20 protein-coding genes are annotated in these 21,843 nt (G+C 66.4%); 14 read left to right on the top strand and 6 right to left on the bottom strand.

Annotation, left to right across the window (positions count from 1 at the left end):
* Nucleotides 1-192 precede the first annotated feature (192 nt).
* The gene (locus QX073_RS09880) at nt 193-2,715 is read left to right on the top strand and encodes an EAL domain-containing protein (protein WP_315712764.1); all 2,523 of its coding nucleotides are present in this window, start codon (nt 193-195) and stop codon (nt 2,713-2,715) included.
* Here QX073_RS09880 and QX073_RS09885 read toward each other — a convergent pair.
* Entirely contained in the window at nt 2,669-3,733 is a 1,065-nt protein-coding gene (locus tag QX073_RS09885) for a helix-turn-helix domain-containing protein (RefSeq protein WP_315753295.1), read from the bottom strand. The genes QX073_RS09880 and QX073_RS09885 overlap by 47 nt on opposite strands.
* Before the next feature lie 383 nt (nt 3,734-4,116).
* Nucleotides 4,117-4,362 (bottom strand): Lrp/AsnC ligand binding domain-containing protein, encoded by a 246-nt coding sequence (locus QX073_RS09890; RefSeq protein ID WP_315712762.1) that lies wholly within the window; start codon nt 4,360-4,362, stop codon nt 4,117-4,119.
* Between the two features lie 122 nt (nt 4,363-4,484).
* Here QX073_RS09890 and thiD point away from each other — a divergent pair, with 122 nt between their 5' ends.
* A complete protein-coding gene (thiD, locus tag QX073_RS09895; protein WP_315712760.1) occupies nt 4,485-5,285 on the top strand; it encodes a bifunctional hydroxymethylpyrimidine kinase/phosphomethylpyrimidine kinase in 801 nt (266 codons plus the stop codon).
* A 114-nt stretch (nt 5,286-5,399) separates the two neighbouring features.
* Nucleotides 5,400-5,855, top strand: coding sequence for an ester cyclase (locus QX073_RS09900; protein WP_409977945.1), 456 nt, complete (start codon nt 5,400-5,402; stop codon nt 5,853-5,855).
* A 33-nt stretch (nt 5,856-5,888) separates the two neighbouring features.
* Here the strand turns inward: QX073_RS09900 and QX073_RS09905 are convergent, their stop codons facing one another.
* Nucleotides 5,889-6,938: an AraC family transcriptional regulator gene (locus QX073_RS09905; protein WP_315712759.1), complete on the bottom strand. Its 1,050-nt coding sequence runs from the start codon at nt 6,936-6,938 to the stop codon at nt 5,889-5,891.
* 140 nt (nt 6,939-7,078) lie between these two features.
* Between QX073_RS09905 and QX073_RS09910 the strand changes: the two genes are divergently transcribed.
* The 11 genes from QX073_RS09910 (at nt 7,079) to QX073_RS09960 (ending at nt 17,937) form a co-directional block, all read left to right on the top strand.
* Nucleotides 7,079-7,903 (top strand): alpha/beta hydrolase, encoded by an 825-nt coding sequence (locus QX073_RS09910; protein ID WP_316169679.1) that lies wholly within the window; start codon nt 7,079-7,081, stop codon nt 7,901-7,903.
* A 15-nt stretch (nt 7,904-7,918) separates the two neighbouring features.
* Nucleotides 7,919-8,431, top strand: coding sequence for a hypothetical protein (locus tag QX073_RS09915; RefSeq protein ID WP_315753202.1), 513 nt, complete (start codon nt 7,919-7,921; stop codon nt 8,429-8,431).
* Nucleotides 8,432-8,458: 27 nt separating this feature from the next.
* On the top strand, nt 8,459-9,103 hold the full coding sequence (locus tag QX073_RS09920) for a hydrolase (protein ID WP_315828191.1): 645 nt from the start codon (nt 8,459-8,461) through the stop codon (nt 9,101-9,103).
* A 14-nt stretch (nt 9,104-9,117) separates the two neighbouring features.
* Nucleotides 9,118-9,405: a XapX domain-containing protein gene (locus QX073_RS09925; RefSeq protein WP_315712754.1), complete on the top strand. Its 288-nt coding sequence runs from the start codon at nt 9,118-9,120 to the stop codon at nt 9,403-9,405.
* Nucleotides 9,402-11,279 carry an amidohydrolase gene (locus tag QX073_RS09930; RefSeq protein ID WP_316225689.1) on the top strand — a complete coding sequence of 626 codons (1,878 nt, stop codon included), beginning with the start codon at nt 9,402-9,404 and terminating at the stop codon, nt 11,277-11,279. The genes QX073_RS09925 and QX073_RS09930 overlap by 4 nt, the downstream gene beginning before the upstream one ends.
* A 1-nt stretch (nt 11,280) precedes the next feature.
* Complete coding sequence (locus QX073_RS09935; RefSeq protein ID WP_315753200.1) at nt 11,281-11,706, top strand: DoxX family protein; 426 nt, start codon at nt 11,281-11,283, stop codon at nt 11,704-11,706.
* Nucleotides 11,707-11,732: 26 nt separating this feature from the next.
* Entirely contained in the window at nt 11,733-12,623 is an 891-nt protein-coding gene (locus QX073_RS09940; RefSeq protein WP_316225690.1) for a glyoxalase, read from the top strand.
* A gap of 12 nt (nt 12,624-12,635) precedes the next feature.
* Nucleotides 12,636-14,051: an alginate export family protein gene (locus QX073_RS09945; RefSeq protein WP_316225691.1), complete on the top strand. Its 1,416-nt coding sequence runs from the start codon at nt 12,636-12,638 to the stop codon at nt 14,049-14,051.
* A 19-nt stretch (nt 14,052-14,070) separates the two neighbouring features.
* Entirely contained in the window at nt 14,071-14,763 is a 693-nt protein-coding gene (locus QX073_RS09950) for a YoaK family protein (protein ID WP_315753197.1), read from the top strand.
* 312 nt (nt 14,764-15,075) lie between these two features.
* Nucleotides 15,076-16,341, top strand: a complete 1,266-nt coding sequence (locus QX073_RS09955; protein ID WP_315753196.1) for an HlyD family secretion protein — start codon at nt 15,076-15,078, stop codon at nt 16,339-16,341.
* A gap of 12 nt (nt 16,342-16,353) precedes the next feature.
* Nucleotides 16,354-17,937 carry a DHA2 family efflux MFS transporter permease subunit gene (locus tag QX073_RS09960; RefSeq protein WP_316167155.1) on the top strand — a complete coding sequence of 528 codons (1,584 nt, stop codon included), beginning with the start codon at nt 16,354-16,356 and terminating at the stop codon, nt 17,935-17,937.
* Between the two features lie 122 nt (nt 17,938-18,059).
* On the opposite strand, the gene QX073_RS09965 is transcribed toward QX073_RS09960, so the two are convergent.
* Genes QX073_RS09965 through QX073_RS09975 form a run of 3 tightly spaced genes read right to left on the bottom strand, consistent with a single transcriptional unit; the run spans nt 18,060 to nt 21,827 of the window.
* The gene (locus QX073_RS09965) at nt 18,060-18,911 is read right to left on the bottom strand and encodes a fumarylacetoacetate hydrolase family protein (RefSeq protein ID WP_316167153.1); all 852 of its coding nucleotides are present in this window, start codon (nt 18,909-18,911) and stop codon (nt 18,060-18,062) included.
* A 9-nt stretch (nt 18,912-18,920) separates the two neighbouring features.
* Nucleotides 18,921-20,243: an MFS transporter gene (locus QX073_RS09970; RefSeq protein ID WP_316167151.1), complete on the bottom strand. Its 1,323-nt coding sequence runs from the start codon at nt 20,241-20,243 to the stop codon at nt 18,921-18,923.
* Nucleotides 20,244-20,270: 27 nt separating this feature from the next.
* Nucleotides 20,271-21,827 (bottom strand): bifunctional 3-(3-hydroxy-phenyl)propionate/3-hydroxycinnamic acid hydroxylase, encoded by a 1,557-nt coding sequence (locus QX073_RS09975; RefSeq protein WP_316225692.1) that lies wholly within the window; start codon nt 21,825-21,827, stop codon nt 20,271-20,273.
* Between the last annotated feature and the right edge of the window lie 16 nt (nt 21,828-21,843).

The raw sequence follows: 21,843 nt of genomic DNA on the forward strand, positions 1-21,843 counted from the left end.
GGCGTGTTGAATGAAGACCTCGCTAAAGACGTGGCCCGCGCTTGATCGCGTTTTGGGCGGCCCTCAACAGTCAGCCGTTAACCAAGCCCGGTTTCTGGTACGCCACGACGGATCATCTTTGACCGTCCTTAACTTACCGCGGCCAGCATCGGCCGCATCGTGGTGAGGGGCAGCCGTTTGGCGGGGGCCATATTGCAGGTTGAAGAGTACAGCGCACCGACGCTGCAGGAAAAGGATGATGCTCGCAGCGGTAGCGGGCGCGAGAGGCTGCGCGCGTCGCTATCGCGATACCGGCTTTATCGCCCTGCGATCATCGCGGCATGCGTCGGCGTCGTGCTGTCGGTCGTCGGGACGGTTGCCGTGGGACGCTGGGAAAACCGGCTGGCGCGGACAGATTTCGAAGGCGTGGCCGAAGCTCAGGCGATCCTGGTCCAGAACGGTGTCAACGAATATGTCAGCCGGCTGACCGCGCTGCGCACCCGCTTCGAATCCGCCAACGACGACATCACCCGCAGCGAGTACCAGACCTTCAGCGCGCGCCTGTTCGAGGCGCATCGCGGCATGCTGCGCTTGGCGTGGCTGCCGCGGATCAAGCGCAAGGAGCGCGGCGAATACGAGGCGGCGGCGATCACCGATGGCGTTCCCGCCTTTCGCATCAAGTCCTATCCCGACGGCACGGTCGCGCCGGAGAGCGACGAATATTATCCGGTCTACTTCTCCACCGAGGCGAAGACCTCGCCGGTCTACGGTCTCGATTATTGGAGCATTCCCGACCATCGCGCCGTGCTGGAGCAGTCGCGCGACTACGACGTGATCGGCGCATTGCGCACGCGTCAGAACCTGATCAATCAGAACGAGCGCAACAACGCCGTGATGATCGGCATCCCCGTCTACGCCAAGGGGACGTCGCGCACGACGGTCGCCGACCGCCGCCGCAATCTCAGCGGCTTCATCATCGGCGTGTTCGACCTGCCGACGCTGTTGCAGTCGGTGCGCGCGAACAATCCCAACAGCCCGGCGCTCGCGATCAACCTTCTGCCGCCCGAGCGCGTGATCAACGCCTCCGGCGTGGACCCGCAGCGCTGGCCCGCGGACCCCAGCATCTGGTCGACGACCTTGCGCATCGGCGATGCCGACTGGGTGTTCCAGGCGGCGCCCGCCGGTGGCAGCCTGATGGCGAGCCACAACCGCGCGCTGGCGCTGTATGCGGCCGGCATGGCGACGACGATCTTCCTCGCCGTGTATCTCGCGCTGTCGAGCCGCAACGCCCTGCAGCTCGCGCTCGCCAATCGCCGCGTGCTCGAGCTGGCGCAGACCGACGCGCTGACGGGCCTTGCGAACCGCGCCTTCTTCCTCGAGGAAATGGAGCGCATCAACGACGAGAAGAGCGGCCGCTTCACCGTCTTCCTGCTCGACCTCGACCGCTTCAAGAACGTCAACGACTCGCTCGGCCATGGCGCCGGCGACGAACTGCTGGTGCAGGTCGCTCAGCGGCTGAGATCGCAGCTGCGCGACGAGGACGTGCTGGCCCGGCTCGGCGGCGACGAGTTCGCCCTGATCCAGGCCGGATCCGCCGACCAGCGCGCCGCCGCGATCGAGCTTGCGCAGCGCATCACCAAGCTGATCGCCGAGCCGTTCCAGCTCGGCGGGCAACGGGTCGAGATCGGCACCAGCATCGGCATCTCGCTCGCGCCCCAGCACGGCCGCGACCAGGAGCACCTGCTCAAGAAGGCCGACCTCGCGCTCTATCGCTCGAAATCCGCCGGCCGCAGCTGCTACACGCTCTATGACGATGCGATGTCGGCCGAGCTCGAGGCGCGCAACACGCTCGAGGGTGATCTGCGCGACGCCATCGCGCAGTGCCAGTTCGAGGTGCACTATCAGCCGTTCTACGACGCCGAGACACGCGAGCGCCGCGGCGTCGAGGCGCTGGTGCGCTGGCGTCATCCGGTCAAGGGGCTGGTGCCGCCGGACAAGTTCATCCCGCTTGCGGAGTCGACCGGCCTGATCGTGCCGCTCGGCGAATGGATCATCGGGCGCGCCTGCGACGACGCCACCGCATGGCCGGACGACGTCAAGATCGCCGTCAATCTGTCGCCCGTCCAGTTCAAGCAGGCCGAACTGTTCGACGTCATCCAGTCGGCGCTCGCGAGGTCCGGCCTCGATCCGAAGCGTCTCGAGATCGAGATCACGGAGTCGGTGCTGCTGGAGCGCGCGGCCGAGAACGAGAGCTTCATCGACCGGCTGAAGGGCCTCGGCATCTCGCTGGCGCTCGACGATTTCGGCACCGGCTATTCGTCGCTGCGTTCGCTGACGGCGTTCCCGTTCAACAAGATCAAGATCGACAAGTCCTTCGTCGCCAATCTGAGCGTGCGCGACGAAAGTGCCGCCGTCATCTCCTCGGTCGTGACGCTGGCGCGGGGGCTTGGCATCCAGATCACCGCCGAAGGCGTCGAGACCGAAGAGCAGCTGGTGCAACTTCGCGCGCTCGGCGTCAACTTTGCGCAGGGCTATCTGCTGGGCCGGCCGATGCCGGTCGAGCAGCTCGAGCAGCATCTGGAGATCGCGCGCGCTGCGTCCGATGCCGACGAGCCGCAGCCGGCCGAAGACGCATCTGAGGACGACGCATCCGAGGACGACGACCCGCACTCGGCGGCCGTCGTCGCGCTCATTCCCCGGTCCGGGGCGCTGCTATCCCTCGCATCCAACGGCTGAGCGGCGAGGCGGTTTCGGCGTCCGCGTCGACCGGCAGGCGTGGCGAGCCCAGCATGGCGGCCTCGCGCGCGGCGCTCGGCGTGATGCCGTAGGCGGCCTTGAACAGCCGCGTGAAATGCGCATCGGTCCCGAGCTGCCAGCGCCGCGCGACCTCGCTGATGCGCTGCGTCCGCGATCCCGTCCCGGCGAGATCGAAGAATGCGCGGTGCAGGCGGCGGCTGCGGATGTAGTCGGCGATGCCGCCGATCGGCGCGAACAGGCGATAGAGCGACGCGCGAGACATCCCGAAATGCAGCGCCACCGCGTCGGCGCTGAGTTCAGGGCTCGACAGCCGCGCTTCGATATATTGGCGGACGCGGAGCAGCGAGGCGTCCGGCGTCACGCTGCGGTCGGCATCGCGGCGTTCGAGCTCGCCGCGCAGGCACGCCGAGATCAGCGCGATCGTGCCCTCGACCGCGGCCTGGCACTCGTCGAAACTCATGCGCGGTGCACAGTCGAGCAGCGCGCCGAAATGCCGCGCCAACAGCGGCGCCAGCGCGCCGCTGCGCGGCAGCACCAGGCCGTGCAGGTCGTCGACCTGCAGCAGGCGCGCATCGAACATCGGACGCGGCACCACCAACGTGACGTTCTCGAACGGTGTCGCGCGCGTTTCGAGTGTCTGGGCGAGATCGAGCACGCAGAGGTCGCCGGCCTCGACCCGGATCGGCGAGGCGCCCGCGACGCCCTCATAGCTGCCGTTCACGTAGAGCTGCAGGATGATGTGATCCACGCCGCTGCGGGCGACGGTTTCGGCCGATCGCCGGAACCGCTGGCCGCTCGCACGGGCCGATCCCAGCAGCACGGAGCCCAGCGCATAGGACAGCACGTCCGCTCTGAACGGAGCGGCCTCGCCGGCCGCGAGCTGGTCGACCTCGAAGAACGTCGACGTGGCCTCGCGCCACGCCGCAATGTTCGCCTCGGTGTCCATCTGCTCGGCGCAAAAGCCGTAGCTCGGCAGCAGGGACGAAACGGCTTTGATCTCACTCTTCACGCGGCGCCGCAGTCATTCTTGAGTTTTCGTCTCAACTTCTTGATCGACCGTATCGGATCGGCCGCCCGCCTTGACCCGGTGCTCCGCGTACCCGCTATAGAACGCCTGTCGCCAAGTTGCCGAAGGGAAAGCCGGGCCGTTCGACGGTCCCCCCATTGCCCCTCACGATCGAAAGGTCCGGCTTTCCGGCCCACTGGTGCGAATTGGCGGACAACGGTCTCCGGCCGCCACCGTCTTTCATGACGAAACCATGCTTGACTCATTTTCAGGACCTCGGCGCCCGTCGGTCACGACGGGCGCCTTTGTCGTGAGGCAGGTGTTGAGGCAGGCGCCCGACGGGCAGGCCGCGCCGGGTGAGAAAGCGCGCCTCGTCAGGTGGCGCCGAAGGCCTTGAACGTGATGATGGTGTGGGTGTCCTGAATGCCGGGCAGGATCTGGACCTTCTCATTCACGAAGTGGCCGATGTCGGTGGCATTGTCGACGTAGAACTTCACCAGCAGGTCGTAATTTCCCGCCGTCGAGTAGATCTCGGAGGCGATCTCGGCTTCCGCCAGCGCATTGGCGACCGTGTAGGACTGGCCAAGCTTGCACTTGATCTGGACGAAGAAGGGAACCATTGCGGGCTGTCTCCGGAAGGCATCTTTCGCCTCAATATAGCGTTTTCCGACGAAGTCGATACGCTTTCTCCGGTGGGCCGGCCTGCTTGCCGGGCGCGGCCGGCCCGCGCTAGGAAGGGGGCATGAGCACCCCCGTCGCACTTACCATCGCCGGTTCGGATTCCTCCGGGGGAGCCGGTATCCAGGCCGACCTCAAGACCTTCGCGGCGCTCGGCGTCTATGGCGCCTCGGTGCTGACGGCGCTGACCGCCCAGAACACCAGGGGCGTGACCGGGGTGCATCTGGTGCCGCCCGATTTCGTCGCCGCGCAGATCGATGCGGTGTTCGATGACCTCGCGGTCGGCGCGGTCAAGATCGGCATGGTGGCGCAGGCGCCGATTGCCGACGCCATTGCGGCAAGCCTCGCGCGCTGGCGGCCGCGGCACGTGGTGCTCGATCCGGTGATGGTCGCAACCTCGGGCGCCCGGCTGTTGCCGGAGGATGCGATCGACGCGCTGCGCCGCGGGCTGATCCCGCGGGCGTCGCTGATCACGCCGAACCTGCCCGAGGCGGCCGCGCTGCTCGACGAGCCGGTCGCGACCTCGGACGAGGCGATCGCCGCGCAAGGCCGCCGGCTGCTCGCGCTCGGCTGTCCGGCCGTGCTGATCAAGGGCGGCCACGGGCAGGGCGCCGACAGCACCGATTACCTGATCACATCAGCAACCAGCATCCCATTGCCGTCGCCGCGCATCGACACGACGAACACCCACGGCACGGGGTGTTCGCTGTCGTCGGCCGTGGCCGCAGGGCTGGCGAAGGGGGAGAGCCTCGAGGCGGCCGTACGCAACGCCAAGGCCTTCATCTCCGGCGCGATCGCGGCTGCCGATCGCTTCACGGTCGGACGCGGCCACGGCCCGGTGCATCATCTCCACCGCTATTATTGAGGTCACTCATCTTTGAGGTCACTTCCCGTGGGAAGTCCGCTTAGCTGGCGACAGCCGAAATAGCTGGGGTGGGCAACGGCTGCATCATGTCTGCGCCCCGGGGGAGATGACGGAATGATGACGCGTTTCGCCGCGGTGGCCGCGGTGCTGTTCGCCACGGTCGCAACACCGGTGCTGGCTCAGCGGGCCTATTCGGCCCAGGAGGAGCGCAACAAGGCGATCGTGCTCGACTTCTATGAGCAGGGCCTCAATCGCAAGGATTTCGAGGCGGCGTCGAAATATCTCGGCACCTACATCCAGCACAATCCGAATGCCGAGGACGGCCCGGAGGGATTTCGCAAGTTCATCGAATTTCTGAAGGCCAAATTTCCACAGTCGCACAGCAGGATCACGCAGGTGCATGTCGACGGCGACTTCGTCGTGCTGCGCGTTCACGCCGTCCGCGAGCCCGGCACGCGCGGCAACGCCATCGTCGACATCTTCCGTCTCAAGGACGGCAAGATCGAGGAGCATTGGGATTCGGTTCAGCCCGTTCCCGAGCAGTCGGCCAATCCCAACGGGATGTTCTGAAGAACGCGTCTGAAGCCGTCTCCCGCCGGCGGATCATGGTCCGCGCGCGACAGCGACTTCCCGCCGCACGCCCTCCATCAGCCGCGAGCGGTATTCGCCCGGTGATTCGCCGAACCAGCGATTGGATGCGCGGAAGAAGGTGCTCTGGTCGGCATAGCCGAGCAGATAGCCGATGTCGGTGAGCGTCATGCGGAAATCGGCGAGATGGCGCTGGGCGAGCTCGCGCCTGACATCGTCGACGAGATCGCTGAAGGAGAGGCCTTCGTCCGCCAGCCGGCGCTGGAAGGTTCGGTCGCTCAAGCCCAGCTCGGCTGCGATGGCCGAGCGCAGCGGGCTGCCGTCGGGCAGCAGCCTGACGATCGCGGCGCGGGCGCGATACGCAGTGTCGGCCTTGACCAGACGCTCCAGCGCCTCGTCGGCGATCCGATCGTGGATTGCCGAAAGCTCGGGCGCCGAGGTCGTCAGCTTGCAGGCGAGATCCTGATCCGACACCAGGAAGCCGTTGAATGGCGCGTCGAATTCGAGTGGGGATTGGAACGCCCTGTTGTAGCACGCGATCGATAGCGGCACCGCATGCGAGAAACGCGTGGCGAGCGGCGTCAGCGGACGATCCAGCATCCACCGGCATAGATTGAGCAGATTGACGACGCCGTAGTCATAGCGCTGCCGCGGAATCGGGCATTCACCGCCGAACACGTCGGTCCGCACCCAACGGCCGCCATTGCCCTGCTCGAGCGTGATGGTCACCGCGTCGCTCACCAGGCACATGTAGCGGATCAGTCGCGTCAGCCCGGCGAGGAGCGTGGGGCTCGACATCATGGCATAGCCGGCGACGCCATAGTTGTCAGGTCGCGGCGCATCGAGCTTTGCCAGCCCGATGTCCGGATTGCCCGAACGCTCGGCCGCCAGCACCCACAACCGGCTCAGCGCCTCGGTCGGCCAGCGGCGATCGCAATCGTCGAGATCGTCGATCGACAGGCCTACGTCGGCGAACAGCGCAGCCGCATCCAGACCTTGCTCGTTCAGCGTCGTCGCGACGCCGCGCATCCAGGACGACGATGTGGTTCGAATCTGCTGAGCCATCCCTTGGCCTTCTGGGGCCAGTGCTTTGGCCTCCTCGGGTCATTGTGCAGATGCACATGAGATTGCATAGCACCGGGTATTGGCGATCGCGACACGAAATTCGTTGGTGCGACCGCATGGCTGGCGCGCAGGAGAAAATCATGCCCGTTCTGAAAACCAATGACGGCACAGAGCTTTACTACAAGGATTGGGGCTCCGGCCAGCCGATCGTGTTCAGCCATGGCTGGCCGCTGTCAGCGGATGATTGGGATGCGCAGATGCTGTTTTTCCTCAATCACGGCTTTCGCGTCATCGCCCATGATCGCCGCGGCCATGGTCGTTCGGCCCAGGTCGCCGACGGTCACGACATGGACCACTATGCCGACGATCTCGCGGCCTTGACCGCGCATCTCGATCTCAAGCGCGCGATCCATGTCGGCCATTCCACGGGCGGCGGCGAGGTGGTGCATTACCTCGCGCGCCATGGCGAGAGCCGCGCGGCCAAGGCTGCCATCATCGCCGCGGTGCCGCCGCTGATGCTGCAGACCGCGGCCAATCCGGGCGGGCTGCCGAAGTCGGTGTTCGACGACTTTCAGACCCAGGTCGCCACGCGCCGCGCGGAATTCTATCGCGACGTCGCCGCTGGGCCGTTCTACGGCTACAACAAGCCCGGCGCCAAGCCGTCCGAGGCCGTGATCCAGAACTGGTGGCGGCAGGGCATGATGGGCAGCGCCAAGGCGCACTACGACGGCGTCGTCGCCTTCTCGCAGACCGATTTCACCGAGGATCTCAAGAAGATCACCTTGCCGGTGCTGGTCATGCACAGCGAGGACGACCAGATCGTGCCTTACGCGGATTCCGCGCCGCTGTCGGCCAGGCTGCTGAAGAACGGCGTGCTGAAGACCTACAAGGGCTTTCCGCACGGCATGCCGACCACGGAGGCGGAGACCATCAACGCCGACCTGCTGACCTTCATCAAGGGCTGATCAGAGGAGGCTTGCATGACCTGGGGAATTCCGACGGCCCTGTTTCTTCAGATCCACGTGGTGCTGAGCCTGATCGGAATCGCGACCGGGCTCGTCATGCTCGCCGGCATGCTGGCAGGCCGCCATCTGGCGGCCTGGGCGGCGCTGTTCCTGGTCACGACCTTCCTCACCGGCGTGACCGGCTTTCCGCTGCCGCCGTTCGGTCTCGACCCGCCGCGCATCATCGGCATCATCCTGCTCGCGCTGTTGATTGCGGCCAGCGCCGCACTCTATGCGTTCGCGCTGTCGGGATGGTGGCGACGGGTCTACGTCGTCACCGCGCTGCTCTCGCTCTATCTCAACGTCTTCGTCGCGATCGTGCAGTCGTTCCAGAAGATCGGCGTGCTCAATGTCCTGGCGCCGACGCAGAGCGAGCCGCCGTTCGCCGCAGCTCAGCTCGTCACGCTCGCTCTGTTCATTGCTTTCGGTGTCTTCTCGTGGCGGCGTTTCGCGCCAACCACGCTGGCGCCGCGAGCTTCTCTCACCTGATCGATTCGACCCTTCAAGGAGAACCTCGTGTCCAAGCTCGAAATGCTGACCCCGCAGAACTGCGCCGTGGCGCTGATCGACTATCAGCCCGCGATGTATCAGGGCGTGCAGTCTCATGACCGCCTCGGCGTGTTCAACAACATCCAGATCGTCGCCAAGGCGGCCAAGCTCTTCAAGATTCCGACCGTGCTCACCACGGTCGCCAAGGACTCGTTCTCCGGTCCCTTCATGCCGGAGGTGACCGAGATGTTTCCAGAGCACGACATCGTCGACCGCACGGCGATGAACTCCTGGCTCGATGCCGGCTTCCGCAAGCAGGTCGCTGCCACCGGTCGCAAGAAGTTCATCATCGCGGGACTCTGGACCGAGGCCTGTGTGCTGTTCCCGACGCTCGACATGCTGCGCGAAGGCTATGAGATCTACATCCCGGCCGATGCCTGCGGCGACCTGTCGCTCGAGGCGCACAACAGGGCGATGGACCGCGCGGTGCAGGCCGGCGCGGTGCCGATCACCTCGTGCCAGTTCGCCTTCGAGCTGCAGCAGGACTGGGCGCGTGCCGAGACCTATGACGGCATGATGGAGATCCTGAAGGCGCATTCGCCCTACGGCATCCAGATCCGCTTCTCCAAATGGGCGCTTGGAGAGCACGCCTCGGAGGGCGGGGCCAAGTAGTCCCGGGACGAACGATGAAGATCTATCTGTTTTCGCTCGGGGCAGGGCTGCTGGTCGGCGTGATCTACAGCCTGCTTCAGGTCCGCTCGCCGGCGCCGCCATTGGTGGCGCTGGTCGGCCTGCTCGGCATCCTCGTCGGAGAGCAGGTGATCCCCGTGGGCAAGCAGCTCCTGAACGGGACCACGCTTGCTGCCGCGTGGCAGAAGGCGGCCTGCGCCACGCACATCTTCGGCCTGCTGCCTGGCCACCACGGCCGGGCAGAGACGACCAATTCTACTGTGCAGAATGAGAAGGCCTCATGAGCGATTACCCCGATCTCATCCTCCATCACGGCCTGTTCACGACGCTCGATCGGTCCAATCCCACGGCGAGCGCGGTGGCGATCAAGGACGGCGCCTTCACCGCGGTCGGCCACGAGCAGGACGTGATGAAGCTCGCCGGTCCCCGAACGAAGATCATCGATCTCAAGGGCCGTCGCGTGCTGCCGGGGCTGATCGACAATCACCTGCACATCATCCGCGGCGGGCTCAACTTCAACATGGAGCTGCGCTGGGACGGCGTGCGCTCGCTCGCGGACGCGATGGCGATGCTCAAGGCCCAGGTCGCCATCACACCGCCGCCGCAATGGGTGCGCGTGGTCGGCGGCTTCACCGAGCATCAGTTCACCGAAAAGCGCCTGCCGACGATTGACGAGCTCAACGCCGTCGCGCCCGACACGCCCGTGTTCCTGCTGCATCTGTACGACCGCGCCATCCTGAACGGCGCCGCGCTGCGTGCCGTCGGCTACGACAAGGATACGCCGCAGCCGCCAGGCGGCGAGATCGCGCGTGACGCACAGGGCAATCCGACCGGCCTGCTGCTCGCCCAGCCGAACGCCGCGATCCTCTACGCGACGCTGGCCAAGGGTCCAAAGCTGCCGTTCGACTATCAGCTCAACTCGACGCGGCACTTCATGCGCGAGCTGAACCGGCTCGGCGTCACCGGTGCGATCGATGCCGGCGGCGGCTTCCAGAACTATCCGGACGACTACGCCGTGATCCAGAAGCTGGCCGATGACGGCGAGCTCACGATCCGACTCGCCTACAATCTGTTTACCCAGAAGCCAAAGGGCGAGAGAGACGACTTCCTGCGCTGGACGCAGAGCTCGACCTACAAGCAGGGCAACGACTATTTCCGCCACAACGGCGCCGGCGAGATGCTGGTGTTCTCTGCCGCCGATTTCGAGGATTTTCGCGTACCGCGGCCGGACATGCCGGCCGAGATGGAAGGCGAGCTCGAGGAGGTCGTGCGCATCCTGGTCCAGAACAAGTGGCCGTGGCGGCTGCACGCGACCTATGACGAGACCATCTCGCGCGCGCTCGACGTGTTCGAGAAAGTCAACCAGGATACGCCGCTCGAGGGTCTGCACTGGTTCTTCGACCATGCCGAAACGATCTCGGACCAATCGATCGACCGCATCGCGGCGCTCGGCGGCGGCATCGCCGTGCAGCACCGCATGGCCTATCAGGGCGAGTACTTCGTCGAGCGCTACGGCTTCGGCGCGGCCGAGGCGACGCCGCCGGTGAAGAAGATCCTCGACAAGGGCGTCAAGGTCTCCGCCGGCACCGACGCGACCCGCGTCGCTTCCTATAACCCCTGGGTGTCGCTGTCGTGGCTGGTGACCGGCCGCACCGTCGGTGGCCTGCGGCTGTATCCGCAGCGCAACTGCCTCGATCGCGAGACCGCGCTCAGGATGTGGACCGAGAACGTCACCTGGTTCTCCAACGAAGAAGGCAGGAAGGGCCGCATTGCGGTCGGGCAGTTCGCCGATTTGATCGTGCCGGATCGCGACTTCTTCTCCTGTGCGGAGGCCGAGATCGCCGATATCACCAGCGACCTCACCATGGTGGGTGGCCGCATCGTCTACGCCGCCGCCGCGTTCAAGCCGCTGGACGACGCGGCTCCGCCGCCGGCCATGCCGGAGTGGTCGCCGGTGCGCCGCTTCGGCGGCTACGGCGCCTGGCTGGAGAAGGACGATCACGGCGGCATCCGCGCCCAGGCGATGCAGATGTGCGGCTGCGCCAGCGGATGCGGCGTGCACGGCCATGACCACGCGCGGGCTTGGTCCTCCAGCCTGCCGGTCTCCGATCTCAAGAGCTTCTGGGGTGCGCTCGGCTGCGCCTGCTGGGCGGTCTGAGATGGCGGGGATGTCCGACACGCCACGGCCGATCGCCGCGGTGCTCGACTGGCGCTGGCTGTGGCACGCGGCGCGGGTCGCGCTGGTTTCAGCCTATCTGATCGGCGGCGTCCAGAAGTTCATGGACTTCCCAAGCGCGATTGCCGAGCAGGCGCATTTCGGCCTGGAGCCGGCGGCGCTGTGGGCGGCGGCCGCGATCGCCGTCGAGCTGATCGGCTCGGTGCTCGTCATCGCGAACCGGTTCGTTTGGCTCGGCGCCGGCGCGCTCGGCGTGCTCACGCTCGTTGCGATGCTCGCCGCCAATGATTTCTGGCACATGTCCGGCCATGACCGGTTCATGGCGCTGAACGCCTTCTTCGAGCATCTCGGCCTGATCGCCGGCCTCGTGCTCGTCTCGATCATCTCCTGGCGCACGCACCGCGCTTGATCCACATCTGCTCATTCGAGGTCGTCATGGTCCGTTCCTGTCATCTGCTCGGCGCCGTCATCGCCACCACGCTGCTCGCCGCCCCCGCGCTCGCCAAGGACGCGCCGCCGCTGATCGGCGTGGGCGCGCAATACGACACCACGCATGTCTATGTCGCGCCGGACGACGTCGAGAAGTTCGCCACCAGCTTCCTCGCCACCTTCGGCGGCCAGAGCACCAAGCAGGTGGTTGCGACGGTGACGCCTGCTCCGAGCAGCACGACCTCGCAGCTGTTGCAGACGCCAGTCGGCACGGTCTCGCTGTTCGGCTTCAAGACCGGAATTCCGTATCCGTTCGGGGCCGAACGCACCGGCTATCTGGTCACCGATCTGGACGCGGCGATCGAGGCGGCCAAGGCCGCCGGCGCCGACGTGCTGGTCGCGCCATTCCCCGATCCGATCGGACGTGATGCCGTGATCCAATGGCCGGGCGGCGTCAACATGCAGCTGTACTGGCACACGACCAAGCCGTCCTACACTGCGTTCCAGACCGTTCCCGACAACCGCGTCTATGTCTCGCCCGATCGCGCCGAGGCCTTCACCCGCGCCTTCCTGCGTTTCTCGAAGGGCAAGGTTGTCTCCGACGATGCCAAGGCGCCCGGCGTCGAGATCGGCCGCCCGAATGATCACTATCGGCGCATCCGCATCGCGTCGGTGTTCGGCCGCATGACCGTGCTCGTCACCGACGGCCATCTGCCGTATCCGTTCGGACGCGAGACGACCGGCTACGAGGTGACTGATCTCAAGGCGACCCTGGACAAGGCAAAAGCAGTAGGCGCCACTGTGCTGGTCGAGCCGTTCAACTCGGACAGGCGCGAGCAGGCGGTGGTGCAGTTTCCCGGCGGCTATGTCGCGGAGATTCATGCGCTGGTAAAGTAGGCGCACTCAACGATGAGGACGCGCGTGCGAATCGGTTGGGCACTGACGGGGACGGCGGCAGCGGTTGTGATAGTCGCTGCGTCATGCGGCGCGGCACTCGCGGAGGACACCGCCACACGTCCCGCCATCCGCACCAACCGCTGGCAGGAGGATTGGTCGGTGCTGGCCGATCCGGCGCTGCGCACAGGGCCGTTCGATCCCATCAAGTACATCCCGCTGCACACCGGCGTGCCGCAGAGCTATGTCTCGTTCGGCATGAACCTGCGCGAGCGGTTCGAGAGCCTGGATGCCGCGAGCTTCGGCATCGGTGGAACGAGACCCGATCAGCATGTCCTGCAACGGCTGCAGATCCATGCCGACGCACATCTCAATGAGCACTGGCAGCTGTTCGTCCAGCTCGAGGACATCAGAGCCTTCGGCAAGGCCAAGATCACGTCCGTCGACCAGGACCCGCTCGACCTCCGGCTCGCCTTCCTCGCCTATGTCAATGCGACGGACAGCGGCACGTTCAAGGCCCGGGTCGGGCGGCAGGATTTCGACTTCGACCTGCAGCGCTTCGTGTCGTCGCGCGACGGACCGAACGTGCGCCAGTCCTTCGATGCGCTGTGGGCCGACTGGGAAAGCGGCCCATGGCGCTTCATCGGCTTCGTCAGCCAGCCGGTGCAATATAATCTGGTGCGTCCGTTCGACGACACGTCGAACGGATCGTTCCTGTTCCACACCTTCCGCGTCGAGCGCCAGGTGCTCGGCACCAACGAGCTGTCGTCGTATTATTCCTACTATCAGCGCGACAGTGCGCGCTTCCTCGACGCAGCCGGCCTCGAGCAGCGCCACGTGCTGGATATCCGCTTCGCCGGCAAGCTCGCGGGCTTCGACTGGGATCTCGAGGCGATGGGGCAGGCGGGCTCGGTCGGGGCGAAGCAGATCCGCGCCTGGGGCGCCGGCGCCCGCGCCGGCTACACCTTCGCCGACCTCGCCTGGCAGCCGCGCATCGGCCTTCAGGTCGACGGCGCCTCCGGCGACCGCCATCCCGGCGACAACAGGATCGAGACGTTCAATCCGCTGTTCCCGAACGGCTATTACTTCACGCTGGCCGGCTTCACCGGCTACACCAACCTGATCCATCTCAAGCCGTCGCTGACGGTGAAGCCGACCGCCGCGCTGTCATTCATGGCCGCGATCGGCCTGCAATGGCGCGTGACCGATGCGGACGCGATCTACGTCCAGCCCAATGTCGCGGTCGCCGGCACCGCGGGGCAGGGCAGCTCGTGGTCCGGCGTCTATGCGCAGTTGCGCGCCGACTATCGCTTCAACGCCAACCTCACCGGAGCGTTGGAAGCCGTGCACTATGAGATCGGCCAGACGCTGCGCCGCGCTGGCGGCCATGACTCCGACTACATTGGCATCGAATTGAAATACGCGCTCTGAGCAACGAAAGTAGGACGACATGTCGCAATTCGAGTCCCGCAACGTGGTGCCGCTGCTGCTCAGCGTCAATGCCGGCTATGTCGACACCGCCGGGTTCCTGGCGCTGCAGGGCCTGTTCACGGCGCATGTTACCGGCAACTTCGTGACGTTCGGCGCGGCGCTGGCGCTCGGGACCTCGGGCGCGATAGCCAAGCTGCTGGCGCTGCCGGTGTTCTGCGTGGTCGTGATCGCGACGCGGCTGACCGGCACGTTGCTGTCGCGGCGGTGGTCACGCGCCTTCGAGATCCTGATCGGCGTCAAGCTGGTGCTGCTCGTCCTCGGCGCCGTGCTCGCCATCCATTTCGGCCCGTTCCACAATGGCGACAGCCGCGAGGCAATCATCACCGGCATGGTGCTGGTCGCGGCGATGGCAATCCAGAATGCCGTGCACCGGATCCATCTGCCGAGTTCGCCGCCCTCGACCCTGATGACCGGCACCACCACGCAGGTGATGATCGACCTCGCCGACAGGATCTATGTCGGCGACAAGGGCCAGGCGTCGCCGCCGGCGCGGCTCATGCAGATGGCCATCAACGTGCTCGCCTTTGCGCTCGGCTGCGGCGCCGCCGCGCTGCTGTTCGTGCGGCTGGGCAGCTGGTGCTTCGTCGTGCCGCCGGTCATCGGCGCGCTGGCTCTCGCCGTGCGTCTCGCCGGGCCGGAGCCGGCGCGCTGAGAACGCCGTCAGGGGCCGGTGCCGCGCGCCGGCCGGACGTGCGGTGCCGGCGCCGCCGGCGGCAGCCGTGTGCGCGTGTTGTATTTGCCCGAGTTCATCGAGCCATCGCGATGACGTGAGACTGCAACCGCGGCGGCGGAACGCAGTTGACGTTGCTGACGGCGGACCGCGGTGAAGGCGCAGCGGAACGCGCGCCGGCGGCCTTCAATGACGAAAAGTTTAGCCGTCCGCATCGCGGCTCGCCATTGCGTCCCACCTGCCTTACGCCCAATTATAGAAACGAAACGGTTCCGTTCTATTCAAGGAGACGTGATGACACGGCAAGCTCTGTCGTCGGCCGAGGTCCCATCGGCGGCCAACGACGATCCGGCGGTCTCGGCCCGCGATCGGGCCGTGCAGCAATGGCGCGGGCGGGCCTCCGGCGAGCCTCGGCAGCAGGTCGAGGCCAAGATGCCGGCGGCGGAGCCCGGCCCGCCGCCGACGGAGCACGGGGAGCGCCAGGAGGGGTCCCGGAGGAGCCTGATCCGGCGGCATCCGCTCGGGGCAGCGCTGGGTCTCGTGCTGCTGCTCGCCGTCGGCGCCGGCGGCTACGTCTACTACGATGCGGCCGGTCACTATGAGACCACCGACGACGCCTTCATCGCGGCCCGCCAGTTCTCCATTGCGCCGAAAGTCTCCGGCTACATCACCGCCGTCCCGGTCACCGACAACCAGCACGTCAAGGCCGGCGACGTGATCGCGCGCATCGACGATCGCGACTACAAGACCGCGCTGGCGCAGGCCGATGCGCAGGTGAAGTCGGCGCAGGCGGCGATCCGCAACATCGATGCGCAGATCGACGTGCAGCAGGCGCAGATCACCGCGGGCCAGGCCCAGGTCGAGCAGGCCCAGGCCGGGCTGACCTTCGCAGAGCAGCAGGCCAAGCGCTATCAGGACCTCGCCCGCACCGGCTCCGGCACGGTGCAGAGCGAGCAGCAATACACATCGCAGCTCCAGCAGCAGAAGGCGGCGCTGACCTCGGCGCAGGCCAACCTCTCGGTCGCGCAACGCCAGTTGGAGTCGCTGAAGGCGCAGCACGAGAGCGCCGACGCCAATCTCGCTCAGGCGCAGGCCCAGCGCGACCAGGCCCAGCTCAATCTGTCGTACACGACCGTGACCGCGGCGCAGTCCGGCCGCATTGTCAATCTCAGCGCCGCCGATGGTCAGTTCGCGGCACAAGGGACGGCGCTTTCGATGTTCGTGCCCGATGACGTCTGGGTGACCGCCAATTTCAAGGAAACCCAGCTCGACGAGATGCGACCCGGCCAGCCCGTGACCCTCGAGATCGATGCCTATCCGGAGCGCGAGATCCGCGGCCACGTCGCGAGCGTGCAGTCCGGCTCGGGCCCGGCATTCTCGCTGCTGCCGCCGCAGAATGCGACCGGCAACTACGTCAAGATCGTGCAGCGCGTGCCGGTCAAGATCGACATGGACGATCCGCCGACGGACGTCGCGCTCGGCCCGGGCATGTCGGTGGTGCCGACCGTTCGCGTCGATCCCAAGCCGTCGCTCTATGAGCGGCTGAAGGCCGTGCTGTGAGAGAGGTCGGCCATGAGTGAGGCTGCTCCTCTCGCCGCGTCGCGATCCGCAGGCAGTCCGTGGATCATCGCGGTGCTGGTGGCGCTCGCGACCTTCATGGAGGTGCTGGACACCACCATCGCCAACGTCGCACTGCCCTATATCGCCGGCGGCATGGGCGTCAGCCAGGACGAATCCTCCTGGGTGGTGACGACCTATCTCGTGTCCAACGCGATCATCCTGACCGCCTCGAGCTATCTCGCCAAGCGCTTCGGCCGCAAGACCTTCTTCCTGCTGTGCCTCGGCCTGTTCACCTTGAGCTCGGTGCTGTGCGGCTTCGCCTGGAATCTGCAGGTGCTGCTGCTGTTCCGGATCATGCAGGGCCTCGGCGGCGGCGGCATGGTGCCGGTGGCGCAATCGATCCTCGCCGACTCCTTCCCGCCGGAAAAGCGCGGCCAGGCGTTCGCGCTGTTCGGCGTCGCCGTCGTGGTCGCGCCCGTCGTCGGTCCGACGCTCGGCGGCTATCTCTCCGACAACGTCTCCTGGCACTGGTGCTTCCTGATCAACGGCCCCGTCGGCGTCGCCGCGATGATCCTGATCGGGCTCATCCTCAAGGAGCCAGAAGAGGTCACGGCCGAGCGGCGCAAGCAGGCGCATGGCTTTGACGTGGTCGGCTTCGTGCTGGTCGCGACATTTCTCGGCGCGCTCGAGCTGATGCTGGACCGTGGCCTGGAGGACGACTGGTTCGACTCGCGCTTCATCATGGTGACCGCCGCGGTCTGCGTCGCGGCCTTCATCGCGATGATCCCGTGGGAGATGAACCAGAAAAATCCGACGGTCGATGTCCGCATGCTGGCGTCGCGCCAGTTCGGCGCCAGCTTCCTGGTGATGCTGGCGACCGGCGCGATCCTGCTCGGCACCACGCAGATGCTGCCGCAGATGGTGCAGCAGGATTTCGGCTACACCGCCACCTGGGCCGGCCTCGTGCTGTCGCCGGGCGGCCTCGTCACGATGGCGATGATGTTCGTCGTCGGACGCCTCTCGGGCAAGGTGCAGCCGAAATACATGATCATGACGGGCGCGGCCGTCGTGGCGTTCGCAATGTACGACCTCACCCGGGTCTACGCCAATGTGGATTTCTGGTTCTTCGCCGAATCCCGCATGCTGATCGGAATTGGCCTGCCGCTGATCTTCCTGTCGATCACGACCGCGTCCTACAACGGCATTCCGCCTGAGAAGACCGACCAGGCCTCGGCGCTGATCAACGCCGCGCGCAACACCGGCGGCTCGATCGGCGTGTCGCTGGCCGCCAACATCCTGGCGCATCGAGGGCAGTTCCACCAGAGCCGGCTGGTGGAGAATGCGATTCCATCCAATCCGGCCTATCAGGACACGCTGCACCAGGTGACCAATTACTTCACCGCGCATGGCAGCTCGCTGGTCCAGGCGCAGCAGCAGGCGCTCGCCTGGATCGGCCAGACCGTGCAGATGCAGTCGTCGCTGCTCGCTTATGTCGACGTCTACTGGGCGCTGATGCTGATCTCGCTGTCGGCGATTCCGCTGGCGCTGACGCTCCGCAAGGTCAGGCTCGGCGGCGGGCCGGCGATGGCGCATTGAGTAGGCACTGTTGTTCGGCTGTCATTCCGGGGCGATGGCAAGCATCGAACCCGGAATCTCGAGATTCCGGGTTCAGCCCTGACGGGCTGCCCCGGAATGACGGTCAAGAACATCAGGGGCGCTTACACCGCCTCGTCGGCGATGCCGTTCCGCAACAGCCCGATGCGGTCGATCTCGACCTCCACCACGTCGCCCGGCTTCATCCACAGCGGCGGTGTTCGGCGCGACCCCACGCCGCCCGGCGTCCCCGTGGCGATCACGTCGCCCGGCTCGAGCCGGGTGAACGACGAGCAGTATTCGATCTGGCGCGGGATATCGAAGATCATCTGGCTGATCGTGGCGTCCTGCACCACCTCGCCGTTCAGTCGGGTCTGCAGCCGCAGCGGACCGAGATCGTCGATCTCGTCCGGCGTGACCAGCCACGGGCCGAACGCGCCGGTCGCGGGAAAATTCTTCCCCGGCGTGAACTGGTGGGTGTGGCGCTGGAAGTCGCGCACGCTGCCCTCGTTGTAACAGGCATAGCCGGCGATGTGCTGCCAAGCCTCGCTGCGCGGGATGTAGCGGCCGGGCTTGCCGATGACGATGGCGAGTTCGCCCTCGAAATCGAGATCGGTCGAGACGCGCGGGCGGATGATGTCGGTGAGATGCCCGGTCTGGCTGTTGGCGAAGCGGCCGAACACCGTGGGGTTCTCGACCTCGGAGCGGCCGGTCTCCTTGCGGTGCGTCTCGTAGTTCAGGCCGATGCAGAGGATCTTGTCCGGGTTCGGAATCACCGGCAGGAAGCTGATGGCCGAGAGCGGATACCGCCTTGCGCCCGAGGCCGCTGCAGCCGCTTCCTTCAGCGCGTCCGCTGCGATCGCCGATTTCAGATCCGGGAAGCGGTCGCGCAGGATAGCACCGAGATCGGCGATGTCAGTGCCCTCGACCAGTCCCCAGGTCGGCGCATTGTCGATGGTGAAGCTTGCAAATCTCATCCGATGTCCTCAGGTCGAAACCGCCGCTACGGCGGAGGGAGAAGCCGGTTCTTGCGCCGATTTCGCGAAGCGCGCGATGGTGCGCTCCGGGAAGATCAGCGCGAAGGCCGAGATGGCGCCAACGATCAGCACGCCGGCGGTGAAGGTCATGGCGTGGGCGTAACCAAGCGGCGCGTTGCCGCCGGCCTCGCCGACGATCCAGCCGGTGAGCGCATTCGACACCAGCGCGGATGCCGCGTTGCCGGAATAGATCACGACGATGAGCCGGCCGCGCTGGATCGCCGGCGCCACGGCGCCGAGCGCGACGGGGCCGAAGATCGTGGTGAGGCTCGGTGCGGCGAAGGCGATCGCGATACAGGCGAGCTGCAGCGGGCCCGAGGTGACGATGCTCAACAGCAGTGCGCAGCCGGCGGCGAGCAGCGCGAGACCGGAGGCGTGGCCGAGGCAGGCACGCAAGCTGAAGCCTTTGCGCTGCAGAACTTGCGTCAGCCAGGAGCCGCCGAGCAGCAGCGGCGACTGGAACAGATAGATCCCTGAGATGATCCAGCCGACATCGACCTGCTTGTAGCCGAGCCCGAGCTGCAGATAGGGCGGCAGCCAGGTCGCGGACATGCCGACGATCCAGTACGACGCGGTCGACATGATGATGACGCCGATCACGGTCGGATCGGCCCACAGCACGCGCGCCGGCAACGCCTTGTCCTTGGCCGCCGCAGCCTCCGGCGCATGGGCGGAGTAGGGTCCTTCGCCGCCGATGAAGAACCAGCCGAGCATCCAGGCCAGCCCGAGCAGGCCGCAGAACAGGAAGCCGGTGCGCCAGCCATAGCTCACGATGACATAGGTCAGGATCGGACCGCCGGCCAAGAGGCCGACGCTGATGCCCTGCAGCACCACGGCGCTCGGCACGCTGCGCCGGTCGGCGGGAAACCAGTTGTAGCAGGCGTGCAGCGCGGTCGGCAGCCCAGGCCCTTCGCCGGCGCCGAGGATGATGCGGCAGATCACCAGCACGGCGATCGAGCCGGAGAAGAAGATCGGGATCTGCGTCGCCGACCAGACGCCGGCCATGATCAGGAGCAGCCATTTCACCGGGAAGCGTCCGACGACGAACATGCCGACCGCCATGCCCGACAGCGAGAACAGCAGGAAGAAGCTGCTGCCGATCAGCCCGAACTCCTTCGGGCTCAAGCCCAGCTCCTTCATCATCGGCACGGCCGAGAGGCCGAATACCAGCTTGTCGAAGAAGTTCAGCGTCTGGAACAGGAACAGCATGATGAGGACGGCGATCGCGCGTCCTCCCACATTGGGTCTGGCGGTGTCCGATGTTGTCGTCATGGCGTTTCCCCGTTTGATAGTCTCTTGTTATGATGAGTGCAGTCGTTGGTTCAGCTCGCTCAGCAGCGCGGCGAGCTCTGGCGTGTCGGTCGCGACGCCGTAGACATAATGGTCGGGTCGCACCAGCGCGGCGCCGCAGCCGTGGCGTTCGAACCAGCGTGCGACGACGGCGCTCTCCTCGTGCAGGCCGTGACCGCCGATGGCGATCAGACTGATCCCGGCGTCGCGGGTGGCAGCGTCGATCGCGCTCGAGTTCAGCGTGCCCCGCCCGTCGAGGACGAGCCGCCATCCGGTGCCGGCCACGCTATCGAGCAGGGCCCGCCCACCGTCGCCGACGATCCAGGGCTGCGGAAACAGCGTGCCGTTGGCCGCATTTGCCTTGGTCGCGAGCAGTCCCTGCGTCAGCGGCGGCACGATCTCCTGCCGGGTGATGGTGCGCGGCGCGCCGCCGCCTTCGGCAAGGATACGCGCGTCGCGCGCCGCTGCGGCCTCCGGATCCTGCTCGCAGATGACGCGGCCGATCGCCTTGATGCGCGTGGTCAGCTCGCGCACATGCGTGCTGCGCTCGATCTCGTAGCTGTCGAGCAGCGCCGCGGTCGATTGGCCGCGCAACACGCGCGCGAGCTTCCAACACAGATTGGCTGCATCGCGCAGGCCCTGGCACATGCCCTGGCCGATGAAGGGCGGCTGCTGATGCGCGGCGTCGCCGGCGAGCAGGACGCGCCCCTGGCGCCAGCGGCGTGCGACCAGCGCATGGAAGCGGTAGCTGGCCGCGCGCCACAGCGTTGCGTCCTCGGGCCTGAGCCAGGGTGAGAGCAAACGCCAGACCTGCTCCGGCTGCTCCATCGCGTGGCGGTCTTCCCCCGCTCGCAGCATGATCTCGAAGCGGCGATGGTTGCCGGGGCCGATTATGTAGGTGGTCGGACGCGCGGGATCGCAGAATTGGGCCGCGGTGGCCGGAAGCTTGCCGACACCGCCGTCATTTACGAGAAGATCGACCACCAGCCACGGCTCGTCGAAGTCGAGATCGTCGAAGCTGATGTCGAGCTGCTGGCGCACGGTGCTGGAGGCGCCGTCACAGCCGATCACGTAGTCGGCGGTGACCTCGCGAACTGTACCGTCCGCCCGCTGCAGCACGACGGTCGCCGCCGTCGCATCCTGCAGGATCGTGACGAGGGTCGTGCCGAGCTCGACCGTGACGGAAGGACAGCGGCGAGCACGATCGCGCATCACCTGCTCGACCGGCGGCTGGGTGAACACCATGCTCGGCGTGTAGCCGAGGGGATAGGGCGGGCCTACCATGTCGATGCGGCGGATCAACTGCCCTTGGGCGCCGAAATGCTCGGACGCCGGGAACGGCGCGACGTACCGGCTGACTTGTTCGGCGATACCGAGATTGTCGAACAGCCGCATGATCTCGTGATCGAGCGCGATCGCGCGCGGCTTGTCGTAGATCTCGACAGCGCGGTCGATCGCGAGCGTTTTGATGCCCTGCATGCCGAGCAGGCTCGCGGCGATGGCGCCGGTCGGACCGAAGCCGACGATCACGACCTCGAAATGCTTGTGATCTGACGTGGCGGACATGGATCTGGAAACTCTG

Origin of the sequence: Bradyrhizobium sp. SZCCHNS3052, from assembly GCF_032484495.1 — a bacterium.
GTDB lineage: Bacteria > Pseudomonadota > Alphaproteobacteria > Rhizobiales > Xanthobacteraceae > Bradyrhizobium.